Source organism: Enterococcus sp. AZ171, assembly GCF_051714005.1.
GTDB lineage: Bacteria > Bacillota > Bacilli > Lactobacillales > Enterococcaceae > Enterococcus_B > Enterococcus_B pernyi.
In genome coordinates, this window is the sequence record NZ_JBIORA010000001.1 from 177,015 (window position 1) to 189,556 (window position 12,542).

General features: G+C 38.6%; 10 protein-coding genes. 6 read left to right on the forward strand and 4 right to left on the reverse strand.

Features of this window, described 5'->3' with window-relative positions; genetic code table 11:
* Window positions 1–33: 33 nt before the first annotated feature.
* A complete protein-coding gene (locus IGJ49_RS00875; protein ID WP_438722183.1) occupies window positions 34–2,499 on the forward strand; it encodes a hypothetical protein in 2,466 nt (821 codons plus the stop codon).
* Between the two features lie 185 nt (window positions 2,500–2,684).
* Here IGJ49_RS00875 and def read toward each other — a convergent pair whose 3' ends face one another.
* Complete coding sequence (def, locus tag IGJ49_RS00880; protein WP_010734376.1) at window positions 2,685–3,248, reverse strand: peptide deformylase; 564 nt, start codon at window positions 3,246–3,248, stop codon at window positions 2,685–2,687.
* 242 nt (window positions 3,249–3,490) lie between these two features.
* Here def and rpsO point away from each other — a divergent pair, with 242 nt between their 5' ends.
* The 4 genes from rpsO (at window position 3,491) to IGJ49_RS00900 (ending at window position 8,579) form a co-directional block, all read left to right on the forward strand.
* Complete coding sequence (rpsO, locus tag IGJ49_RS00885; RefSeq protein ID WP_010734375.1) at window positions 3,491–3,760, forward strand: 30S ribosomal protein S15; 270 nt, start codon at window positions 3,491–3,493, stop codon at window positions 3,758–3,760.
* Between the two features lie 177 nt (window positions 3,761–3,937).
* Window positions 3,938–6,049, forward strand: a complete 2,112-nt coding sequence (gene pnp / locus IGJ49_RS00890) for a polyribonucleotide nucleotidyltransferase (protein ID WP_023518942.1) — start codon at window positions 3,938–3,940, stop codon at window positions 6,047–6,049.
* A 174-nt stretch (window positions 6,050–6,223) separates the two neighbouring features.
* The gene (locus IGJ49_RS00895; RefSeq protein ID WP_010734373.1) at window positions 6,224–6,481 is read left to right on the forward strand and encodes a GlsB/YeaQ/YmgE family stress response membrane protein; all 258 of its coding nucleotides are present in this window, start codon (window positions 6,224–6,226) and stop codon (window positions 6,479–6,481) included.
* 100 nt (window positions 6,482–6,581) lie between these two features.
* Window positions 6,582–8,579 (forward strand): KUP/HAK/KT family potassium transporter, encoded by a 1,998-nt coding sequence (locus tag IGJ49_RS00900; protein WP_010734372.1) that lies wholly within the window; start codon window positions 6,582–6,584, stop codon window positions 8,577–8,579.
* 137 nt (window positions 8,580–8,716) lie between these two features.
* On the opposite strand, the gene pepG1 is transcribed toward IGJ49_RS00900, so the two are convergent.
* Window positions 8,717–8,860 carry a type I toxin-antitoxin system toxin PepG1 gene (gene pepG1, locus IGJ49_RS00905; protein ID WP_077151249.1) on the reverse strand — a complete coding sequence of 48 codons (144 nt, stop codon included), beginning with the start codon at window positions 8,858–8,860 and terminating at the stop codon, window positions 8,717–8,719.
* A gap of 259 nt (window positions 8,861–9,119) precedes the next feature.
* On the opposite strand from pepG1, the gene IGJ49_RS00910 reads away from it, so the two are divergent.
* Window positions 9,120–10,418, forward strand: coding sequence for a hemolysin family protein (locus IGJ49_RS00910; RefSeq protein WP_010734371.1), 1,299 nt, complete (start codon window positions 9,120–9,122; stop codon window positions 10,416–10,418).
* A 46-nt stretch (window positions 10,419–10,464) separates the two neighbouring features.
* On the opposite strand, the gene IGJ49_RS00915 is transcribed toward IGJ49_RS00910, so the two are convergent.
* Window positions 10,465–11,841, reverse strand: coding sequence for an MATE family efflux transporter (locus IGJ49_RS00915; protein WP_010734370.1), 1,377 nt, complete (start codon window positions 11,839–11,841; stop codon window positions 10,465–10,467).
* Window positions 11,842–12,058: 217 nt separating this feature from the next.
* A complete protein-coding gene (locus IGJ49_RS00920; RefSeq protein WP_019722687.1) occupies window positions 12,059–12,382 on the reverse strand; it encodes a DUF960 domain-containing protein in 324 nt (107 codons plus the stop codon).
* Window positions 12,383–12,542 lie beyond the last annotated feature (160 nt).

Consider the following 12,542-nt stretch of genomic DNA (forward strand, 5'->3'; position numbering starts at 1 on the left):
TTTTATGATTTTGAGAAAAAAGAATAAGTTCAAATGATTTTTGAAAAATTGAGAAATAATGATTCAACAGATTTCATGTTGATACCTTCTTCTTTTTATCCAGGAGAGCATGGACAAGTTTCACCTCATACATGTGGATTGACCGTTTATAAAAAAAATAATTCTTTTGTAGTGATGAAGGTGGATAAAGAGAGGTACTTCGATGATCAAACGGTTTCTTATTTTGAAATTCCTCCGACAAATATTGCGGAACTAAGTGAACTGTTTCTTAAAGAGCGATTTCATGAAGTTCGCAAACCATATTTTGTATTGAAAAGGTTAGCAGCTCTTTCCACCCAAAACGAATCGATCGGTATACCAACCATCGTCATGAAAGGACAAAAGACTGGAAATTGTTCAGTTAACGAGGTTGATGCTGCGCTAAAAACAATTTTATTTCATTGTAGGAAAGATATCTTTTCTTTAGATACGAGTGAGCAAGTGACACCTAAATGGCATTCAGAACATGTGGAATCGATTTTAGAAATGCGTAAGCGATTTCTGATGGCTTTGAAAGGCAAGAATCCAGAGCTAAATCGGCAGCTTGATTATATATATTTTCATTATTTATATAAAAAAGGGCAGCTCAAAAGTGAATTTTTAGAAAACATTGATACTAAAAAGCGTCGATGGCATCTACAAATCCATTTTCTTTTTAAGGAAGATCCTTATATTTCAGCAATATTCGATCATCCTGGAGAACTTCCAACTATAGATGAGAACCTGATCCAAGAAAAATCCAACAATATCATTAAGTCACTGGGCATTCATTCTACGAGTAAGCTTGCAGAGATTTCTTCTGCTGATTTAATAGAATATCTTGATGAACAAAAGTATATAACCAACATAATTAATGGTCGTTTACCATTTATCCAGGTTCCGATAGCTAAGGAAATGACCCAACGAATGATAGCTAGCTTAGAAAAGAAAGAACAGGAAGTACAAGAGGAATTACACCAACGCCAAGTACCAAAAGAAACAAAGATCGAGCAGAAACTGAGCGAACCTGCCTTGATTCATGTCCCACAGAAAACGATCTCTCCAATAGAAAAAAATGTCGAGAAGTTAAAACACATATTGGTTTTTGGTGACGAACAGGATAGAAAAGGCTTAATGGAAAAATTGGATCATTTAGATCCTAGACAAAAAAAGATACCCCATGATTCGAAAGTTTACATAGAAATGATTTTTCACGCCTTAAGAAAACGTTCATTTAATTACAAGGATCTAGAAAGAGCAATACAGGACAATCCTCTACTTAAAGAAATTATTCAAGTAATGAGAGATAGCATAGATTTGAACACAAACGCTGTTTATCCAATCCAATCATTGGGAGAGAGGCAAGAGTATACACAAACAATAGAATATACTAATCAAGTCTTTGAAGAGATTGTAGATGCGGGGAGCCAAAATCCCTTGATCCACCGTTCTGAATTGATCCTGATTGAAGCTGTAAAAAAAAGAGAAGATGTTGAGCTATGGGTACCATTAGATTCGCCTCCCTATCAAATGGATCAAACAATTGACGGTTTTAGAAATGAGGTGTTCGATCATGCGCTGCGAGTCTTGTATCTTCAAAGAAACCAACTGCAAGGTAGACTTGTTTTTTGGGAAAATGGGCAAAGAGCAGTTGCACCATGGGAGCGTGATCCGGAATTATGGGCAAATCGTGTGCCAAAATCAGTTATCAAAAATGAACACTTTCCTATAGAGGATCTACATATAGGGGTGCCCAAAAAAGCAACTATCGATGTACTTCTACCGTTAAACGAAGAGACCAAGAAATGTGAACGGACATTCACTTCGCTAGATCAGATCGAACCACAAAAAGCTAAAGTAGTAGTCACTGATAACCTTAAAGATTTCAAGAGGGTCGTTACCCAATTAACCACGGTAGTAAAAAAAGGTCAAGTTGTAGTTGCCAAAATGCGTTCAAATGAACAAAAAAATGAATTAGATAGTTTCAAAAGCAGCTTATTTGGAAAAGAAACTTCACAAAACAAGGAAAGTGTAATAGAAGAATCCTTAGATGAGTTGAAGCTGTACAAAAATGTAAGTACACTATTTGGAAGAATAGCACCTGATATCAGAGGCGAAGTGAGGCTAGATCCACTACACAAACCAATAAAACGATTAATTGATCAAGCTACCGATCAATCAATTCAAAGAAAAAGTCAATCGTATCAAATAAAAGTGGTGGGGATGAATGATCGAAGCACGAACACTAGAGAGGAAGCTAAAAGTAAAACCCATTGCTTTAGTAGTATTGTGACTCGGTTCAATAATCTATTTGAAAAAGGGAGAAGCACTCCAGCAGAAAATGAGACTACCAAACAAATCAATTCAGAAAAAGTTAGGATGGCTACATCGTTAACTGATTTTCGGCAAACTAGATTTGGAAAGAATCTCGGGATGCACCAGAAAACAACATACCAACATAAAAAAATGTCGGAACGTTGATTCGCTAAGCTTTTTAACTTTAAAAGAAGATGTAAGAGTATTCGATACAAGGAACAAGTGTCTCCGTTTCTCCATTTCTTAAAAATGATGGAACAAGGCTAAGATGATTTTCTACGGTAGAAAAAATGAACAGAGAAAAGCAGATGCAACTGCCACTCTCTGTTCATTTTTGTGATTCTCCATTATTACTCGATCACCAAGACGCCTTCTTTTAAGGCAAAAGGATTTTGGTCGTTGATATGGTCATAGAACATTACGCCATTGATATGGTCAATTTCATGTTGCACCACGATGGATTCATAATTTTTTAAACGGATTTTTTGTTTCTCACCGTTTTTGTCATAATACGAAAGCGTGATTTTTGCATGGCGCACAACATACCCAGGAACTTCACGATCGACTGATAAACAGCCTTCACCTTCGCCTAAGCAAGCATTCTGGACGGAATGGCTCAAGATTTTTGGGTTATACATGACCGTACTCAACGTTGGTTCTGTGATTTCTGGATCTGGATTTGGTACGTGGACCGCAATGATCCGTTTTGAAATATCAAGCTGGGGCGCAGCTAGGCCGACACCACCACGTAAATTTAATTCTTCTGCTTTGATTGGATCTTGGCTATTTTTAAGAAATTCCAACATTTCTTCTCCTAATAAAAGATCTTCCTCACTGAGTGGAAGAGCGACTTCTTGCGCTACTTCACGTAATGTTGGATTGCCTTCTCGAATAATATCATCCATTGTGATCATGGAATATGTACCCCTTTCTTATCAAACACTCTCTTTTCGGTTAATAGTTTACCATAAATTTGAAAAAGTAGTAGCCTGATTGTTTAATCAACTAGATTTTCTTAAGGATTCTACACTTGATTTATTAGAAAGATTCAGGTAAAGTATAGCTGTATGTTTAAAGCATATGTCCTGTTACTTGGTTAAACGAATCACCAACGTTTTACTCAGTCACAGGGGAATAATTAAACGAGGTGAAAGAAATGGCAATTTCAAAAGAACGTAAAAACGAAATCATCAAAGATTACGCACGTCATGAAGGAGATACTGGTTCTCCAGAAGTACAAATCGCTGTATTAACTGAAGAAATCAACCACTTGAACGAACATGCACGTGTTCACAAAAAAGATCATCATTCATACCGTGGTTTGATGAAAAAAGTTGGTCATCGTCGTAACTTGTTAGCTTACTTACGTAAAACTGACGTTCAACGTTACCGTGAATTGATCCAACGTCTAGGCTTACGCCGTTAATTTTTAACAGAAAGTGGGGTTCGCGTGAATCTCACTTTTTTACTTTAAACTATCAAACATTTCTGTGAATCAGCTTGATGGACTCCTACTAACCAAATGAAAGGTGCAAAAGGTCGCTTTCGCGGTTTTCATTTGTTTAGTAGCGTCTAGCGTTCACGAGAAAGAAAAGGAGTATTTATGTCAGAAAAACAAGTTTTTAAAACGACATGGGGCGGACGTCCCTTAGAGATCGAAGTTGGCCAATTAGCCAAACAAGCCAATGGAGCAGTATTAGTTCGTTATGGGGATACGGTCGTATTAAGTGCGGCAGTTGCTTCAAAAGAAGCGAAAGATACAGATTTCTTCCCATTGACGATCAATTATGAAGAAAAAATGTATGCAGCTGGTAAGATCCCAGGAGGATTTATCAAACGTGAAGGTCGTCCAAGTACGGAAGCAACCTTGACTGCTCGTTTGATCGACCGTCCGATCCGTCCAATGTTTGCGGAAGGTTTCCGTAATGAAGTCCAAGTCACAAATATCGTGATGAGTGTAGAAACAGATTGTTCTCCAGCAATGGCAGCAATGTTAGGTTCTTCACTAGCTTTATCGATTTCAGATATCCCATTCGATGGACCGATCGCAGGTGTTGAAGTTGGCCGTGTCAATGGCGAATATGTCTTGAACCCAACAGTTGAACAAGCAGAGACTACCGATATCGAATTAAGCGTAGCTGGTACAAAACAAGCAATCAACATGGTTGAAAGTGGCGCAAAAGAAGTTTCAGAAGAAGATATGTTGGGCGCATTATTATTTGGATTTGACGCAATCAAAAAATTAGTCGCATTCCAAGAAGAAATCGTTCAAGCTGTCGGCAAAGAAAAAATGGAAGTTTCTTTATTACAAGTCGATGCTGACTTGAAAAAAGAAATTTTTGATGCATCGTATGGCACGATGAAAGAAGCGGTCATGACAGAAGAAAAATTAGCTCGTGAAGATAATATCGACCAAGTGAAAATCGATATTCGCGAAGCTTATGCAGAGAAATTTGCGGGTCATGAAGAGGAAGCACAATTACTAAAAGAAGTGAAACAAATTACGGAAGATCTTGAAAAAGACGTCGTTCGTGAGTTGATCACGATTGACAAAATCCGTCCTGATGGTCGTAAATTAGATGAGATTCGTCCTTTAGCATCAGAAGTTGGCTTGTTGCCACGTGTTCATGGTTCTGGATTATTTACTCGTGGACAAACACAAGCACTATCATCATGTACATTGGCACCTTTAGGGGAACACCAAATCATTGATGGCTTAGGTGTAGAAGTCAGCAAACGATTCATCCATCACTATAACTTCCCACAATTTTCTGTGGGTTCAACTGGTCGTGCCGGATCACCAGGTCGTCGAGAAATCGGTCATGGTGCATTAGGTGAACGTGCATTGGCACAAGTGATTCCTTCAGAAGAAGAGTTTCCTTACACGATCCGTCTAGTGGCAGAAGTACTTGAATCGAATGGTTCATCTTCTCAAGCAAGTATCTGTGCAGGTACTTTAGCATTGATGGACGCAGGTGTGCCAATCAAAGCACCTGTTGCTGGTATTGCTATGGGATTAGTATCTGATGGTGAAAACTACACGATTTTAACAGACATCCAAGGTCTAGAAGACCATTTAGGCGACATGGACTTCAAAGTTGCCGGAACAAAAGATGGAATCACAGCACTACAAATGGATATCAAGATCCAAGGTATCACGGAACAAATCTTAAAAGAAGCATTGGCACAAGCAAAACAAGCACGTATGGAAATCTTAGAAGAATTGACTTCAACGATTGCTACACCACGTGAAGAGCTTAGCCAATATGCACCGAAAATCGAAATGATCCAAATAGATCCTGCGAAAATCAAAGATGTCATCGGTAAAGGTGGCGATACGATCAATGGAATCATTGATGAAACAGGCGTGAAGATCGATATCGATCAAGACGGTAAAGTAAGTATTGCTTCTTCTGATAAAGAAATGATCCAAAAAGCAATCAAGATCATCGAAGATTTGACAAAAGAAGTCAAAGTTGGCGAAGTCTACCTTGGTAAAGTTGTTCGTATCGAAAAATTCGGTGCATTTGTCAACTTGATCAAAGGGAAAGACGGCTTAGTCCATATTTCTCAATTAGCGAATGAACGTGTAAACAATGTAGAAGACGTTGTGAAACTAGGCGATGAAGTGTTGGTGAAAGTGACAGAGATCGACAAACAAGGTCGTGTGAATCTTTCAAGAAAAGCAATGTTGAACGAAGAGGACAAGAAGTAATTCCATCGTTTTAAGATAAAAGTTTTTTAATAAGCGTACTACTACGAAAATAATTTTATATTTTCAAAAGTAGTACGCTTATTTTTTAAAATCGATAAAGAAAAGACATAAAGGGTCAATTTAAATTTTCTTAAAAAACACTTAGTTATTTAAAGTGCAAAAGGAGGAATGGAAATGATCCATTTTTTATTCTCATTGATAGTAGGTGGCATATTAGGATTCGTTGCTGGAGCTGTTCTTAATGAAGATGTACCAGGAGGCGTCACTGGAAATATTATCATTGGTTTCTTTGGAAGTTGGTTAGGTGAATTTGTGTTAGGCGATCTAGGTCCATCTATCAGTGGCTTTTATCTTATCCCATCCTTAATCGGGGCACTCGTTTGTTTAGCTCTCTACTCATTTACTGCTGATTATTTAAGAAGGCATCGTTGACTTAGTTATTTTTATCGAATTTATTGACACCAAGGTTGAATCCTTGGATAATTAGGTGAAATTTAGGTCAATCATAGGATTGGAGAAATGAGGGGGAACAGTGACAACAAAGCATAACACAAAAAAAATCTCGATGGCAGGGTTACTCGTAGCCATGGGAGTTGTTTATGGAGATATCGGTACGAGTCCGCTTTATGTAATGAAAGCAATCGTAGAAGACAATGGCGGCTTGCGAGGGATCAACCCAGATTTTGTTATCGGAGCAGTCTCCTTGATTTTTTGGACTTTGACATTATTAACGACGATCAAATATGTCGTGATTGCATTAAATGCAGATAACCATGGGGAAGGTGGTATCTTTTCTTTATATACTTTGGTTAGAAAAGGCGGTAAATATCTGATCATACCTGCAATGATCGGTGGCGCAGCATTGTTAGCAGATGGCGTACTGACACCTGCTGTAACGGTTACGACCGCTATTGAAGGATTACGTGGGATTCCACAATTCTTTGACCGTTTCGGCAATGACCAGAACATCATCGTCATTATTACTTTAGTTATTATTTTTGTTTTATTCATGGTCCAACGATTTGGTACAGAAGTCGTCGGGAAAGCATTTGGCCCGATTATGTTTTTATGGTTCACCTTTTTAGGCGCGATGGGCTTGTTTAATTTCAGTCAAGACTGGACAGTAATCCGTGCCTTAAATCCTTATTATGCGATCCAGTTGCTATTTAGTCCTGATAATAAGCTAGGTTTATTCATTCTAGGAAATATCTTTTTGGCAACTACTGGGGCAGAGGCGCTTTATTCTGACTTAGGACATGTCGGAAAACGAAACATCCGTTTAAGCTGGCCATACGTTAAAGTATGTTTGGTATTGAATTATTTTGGGCAGGCAGCATGGCTGTTGAATGTCTATCAAAATCCAGAAACACAAGCGATCGAAAACTTGAATCCATTTTTCCAAATGATGCCGGCTAGTTTTACTGTCATTGGGGTCATATTTGCAACGATTGCGGCTGTTATCGCTTCGCAAGCGCTAATTACTGGATCCTTTACTCTAGTTTCAGAAGCAATCAAATTGAAATTATTGCCTCGATTGAAAATCATGTATCCTGGAAGCAGTATCGGACAGATGTATATTCCGGCAGTGAATTTGATTCTATGGATTGCTTGTTCACTTGTTGTTGTTACCTTTAGAACCTCACATCATATGGAAGCTGCGTACGGGCTGTCCATTACCGTAACGATGTTGATGACGACTGCCTTACTTTATTTCTATTTGCTCCAAACTGGCTATCCGAAGTGGTTGGCTCATACAATTACCTTTTTCTTTGGGGCAATCGAAGTCGTCTTCTTTATTTCAAGTATCGTGAAGTTCTTCCATGGCGGTTTTGTCGCTGTGCTGATTGCTTTAGTCATTCTAGCAGTCATGTTTGTTTGGGAACAAGGAAATATCATTCGTGAATCGGTCGCAGAAGAAGTGGCATTAAAAGAATATATTCCACAACTTCAAGCATTGAAAGAGGACAAATCCTTACCAATGTATCAAACAAATGTGGTTTTCTTAGTGCCAGATATGGCAGATGGGAAGGTCGGTCGTCAGTTCGTGTATTCTATTTTAGATAAACGACCAAAGCGGGCGAAGGCCTATTGGTTTGTCCATGTAGAAGTAACCGATGAACCTTATACGAAAGAATATCAAGTGGATATGATGGGGACCGATTTCGTTGTTCAAGTGAACCTGTTCTTAGGATTCCGCGTGCAACAAGAAATCAATGTCTACGTTCGACAAATCATCCACGATTTAATGAAACAAGGACGTCTACCAAAACAACCACAGACGTATTCATTGACTCCAGGAAGAGAAGTCGGCGATTTCCAATTCATCTTGATCGACGAAGTAGTTTCCAATGTAACAACTCTTGGGAAATGGGAACGACAAATCATGCAAGCCAAACTTGCCATCAAGAAAATCGCTACGACGCCAGAAACATGGTTTGGTTTAGAATACAGTGAAGTCAAACATGAAACAGTACCTTTGCTGATTGGTGGAACAAGAAAAACGTGGTTGAAAGAACGAAAAAATAAGTAGATAAAAAATTAGTTTATGCTATACTAAATCTGAAAAGAGGAGTTGCGTCAACAACTCCCCTTTGACAGTACCGCTTAATTAACAGCGGCATATTTCAAGTTATTTTTTACAAAATAACCGTCCTAGGCCGAGGACGGTTATTTCTTTTTGTCGTCGCTAAGCAATGCTACAACCAATGTGACCAGAGTGATGGTAAACATACCAAAGCTGAGCATCAATTGGACTGTATCGAGTGCCGACAAAAGGCGTCTCCTTTCGTAAGATTTAGAAAGTATGTGCATACGCACCACCTCGCTTTCGAAGGATAGCCACCGTCATTAAACTGTACTGTCACGTAATAGCATAGCACATGCGCACATTTTAAACCTTAATTTATAAATTTTCTTGTTATTGAATAGCTGTTGAATGCTAGTGATACAAGTGAATAAATCCTCCCATTATTTAGAGTGATCTAGTGGAGAAGCAGAAATCAAAAGCCTCCTAGTTATACTCTTTTTACGAAAAGTTGTACAATTGAAATGGAAAAGTGAGGCGAAACAAATGGTATTAAATTTTGTCATATTATTTTTGATGATAGCAATCACTGCTTTTTTTGTTGCGAGTGAATTTGCTTTGGTAAAAATCAGACGTTCCCGTTTAGAGCAATTGGAAAAAGACGACGTGAAGAACGCCAAACTAGCGCTTCATGTGACCCATCATTTAGACGATTATTTATCTGCAAGTCAGTTGGGTATCACATTGACAGGCTTGATCATTGGTTGGGTTGGCGAAGGTTCTGTGGCAGCATTGTTGGAACCTTGGATCGGTCAACTTCCGATCGGACGGGGAATAAGTGCAACGATCTCTGTCGCATTAGGGTTCATTCTGGTGACGTATGTCGACGTTGTGGTGGGGGAACTTTTGCCGAAAAGTTATAGTATCGTCAATACGGAACAAGTGGTGTTATTCGTAGTCAGACCCTTGCATTATTTTTATCTGGCGATGTTTCCTTTCATCTGGGTATTGAATCATTCGGCAGCAAGCTTAGGTAAATTGCTAGGCGTGAAACTAGTATCAGAAGGTGAAGAGACACTCTCGCAAGAAGAATTGACTTTAGTTGCCCTCAATTCTTACCAGCAAGGCGAGTTGACAAAGGATGAATACCAGTACTTAGAAAATGTCTTTGAATTTGATGACACGCTGGCAAAAGACATTCAAGTAGATCGGACATCGATGCAAGTTTTTGATGCGTCAGATACAGTCAAACAAGCCATCAAGGAATCGATTGAACGCGGGCATACGAGATATCCTGTCATACTGGAATCCAAAGATAATGTGTTAGGATACGTGACATTACCTGCGTTGATCAAACAATCTTTAGAAGATGACCAGATAACGGTGGAGTCTCTGATTGAAGAACCAATCGTGACAGCAGAAACTATCCCCATCAAAAAACTATTGACGATCATGCGAAGAAAAGGAAAACATATAGCGATCTTAAAGGATGAATATGGTGGGACAAGTGGACTTGTCACGATCGAAGATATTTTAGAAGAGATCGTCGGTGAGATTCGAGATGAAACAGATGTGGACCAAGCGTTGATTGCGAAACAAGAAGATGGTAGCTATATTGTTTCAGGTAAGTTGACGCTTGATGATTTTGAACGCTACTTCAATGAAGATGTGCCAGAATTTGAAGAAACAAATTTCATCACTCTGGCTGGTTTTATGTCGAGCTATCAAAAAGATATCGAGGCAGGTACAGTGATTACGATCGATCAATTTCAATTCACCGTTTTAGAATATGATCATGCACATATCGACTATTTCAGCTTGGTGATTTTACCAACGAATCCATAAAAAAAAGTGTTCTTCCCATAATATAGGAGGAACACTTTTTTTGAATCTAATAACTGATTTCAGCATCTTCAATTGAAAATTGCTGTTGTTCGGCATCTAACTGTTTCAAATGTTTCACAGCGCGGATATAAGAGTAGAGCAAGACAATGACAGAACCAGCCCAAGCAAGTGGTGAAGCAAGAGCAGCACCTGGATAGCCCCAGATCCCAGTCAGAATGATCGCAGCGAAAGAACGCATGATCAGCTCCATCATCCCTGCAATTGTCGGTACTTTACTTTGACCAAGCCCTTGTAAAGTGTAACGTAAGATAAATAGGATAGCTAAGATCCAGTAAAGGGAGCCGTTGATGTTGAAATACGTTTGCGCCAAATCAAAGACGACAGTTTCATTTGGGCTGACAAACAAGCTCACCAATGGTCGGCCAAGGAAAATGACAATTGCTCCGGCTAAGAAACTAAAGCCAATACTCATGACTAATGTTTGACGAACGCCTTTTAAGATACGTCCATATTGTTTCGCTCCATAGTTTTGTGCTGCAAAAGTTGCCATCGCAATCCCAAAGGACATCATAGGTTGAACAGCAAATTGATCGATTCGACCAGCTGCGGCTTGGGCAGCTACGACATCTGTACCTAAGCTGTTTAATGCAGATTGCAAGACGATTGCACCAATCGCAATGATCGAAGATTGGAAAGCCATTGGTAACGCAACATTTAAATGTGTGCGGATCTCTTGTTTATCGAACGAAAAATCTTTTTTACGTAATTGAAGCATCGGAATCTTTTTCTTGATATAGACGATACATAATAGACTAGAAGCAATTTGCGCAATCACTGTTGCAATAGCAGCACCTTCTACTCCCATACCGAAGTTGATAATAAAGATCAAATCCAAGACAACATTGATAATTACCGCAACGATCAAAAAGAGTAAAGGCGTTCGACTATCACCAAGTGCGCGAATAACATTTGACAATAAATTGAAGCTGACGGCAGCAAAGATTCCCCATAGGATGATGACGATGAATGTTTGTGCTTCATCGATGATATCTGCAGGTGTTTGCATCAACTGGAGCATCGGACGAATAAATACTAAGCTAAGGACGGTTAAAATCACAGTAACAATGACACTAATCATGACACTTGTAGCAAAACTTTTTTTCAAACCACGGAAGTCTTTCGCACCATATCGTTGTGCTGTAATAATGGCTAAACCAGCGGTTAGACCTTGAGCAAAGCCAATAATCAAGAAAGTTAATCCACCAGTAGCTCCTACAGCTGCTAGTGAGTTTTTCCCTAATGTCTGCCCAACGATGATCATATCGACCATGTTGTAAAACTGCTGAAAAACATTGCCTATCAATAAAGGGACAGTAAATAGCAAAATCAGTTTGGCTGGGCTTCCTTTTGTTAAATCGCGCATCTTGTAAACTCCTTATTTCTTTTAAAATTTAGTTAGTAGTATATAGTGTTTACCCTTGGAATATCAATTAGAATCTCATGATAAATAAATAGCTAAAATGCTTTATGTTTTCTGAAAATTTTCAGAGAAGGTCATCATAAAAGTAGCCAAGAAGTGAGTCTGCGATGAAAATCAAAGAGTCAACTACTTGGCTATCGTGCAAAACAAAGGGTTTATTTTAGTACTGTTTAATTTCACTTGGGAGAAGAATGGTTTCTCTGGTCCCATCATCATAGGCAAATACTTGCGCCGGATACTGTGGAGAATAAGGGAATGGCAAATCAATCCCCATCTCAACGGTACTGCCCGCTTGAGAAAAATGCAAGGTTACTTTTCCATGATTGTTCATTAAATCAAAAGCTAAAATATTATCTAACGGAATAACACCCTTAAGGTCTAAATCAATAATGAACCAGATACTATCGATCAGTTCATCTGGTAAACTTGATACCACACCTAATGATGCGTATCGATTACGGTTATTATCAAAACTTTCAAACATCGGCTTAGCCTCCTTTGTCTAAAAAACCGAAATGACGAGAACAACATATTATTATCAGGATAAACGAGTTATACTTTTTTAACGTTGGTTCATTCTAATAAACATTTATACAAAATGCAACAATATTTGCATACTTTTTTTAAAAGTATAAGAAACTTTT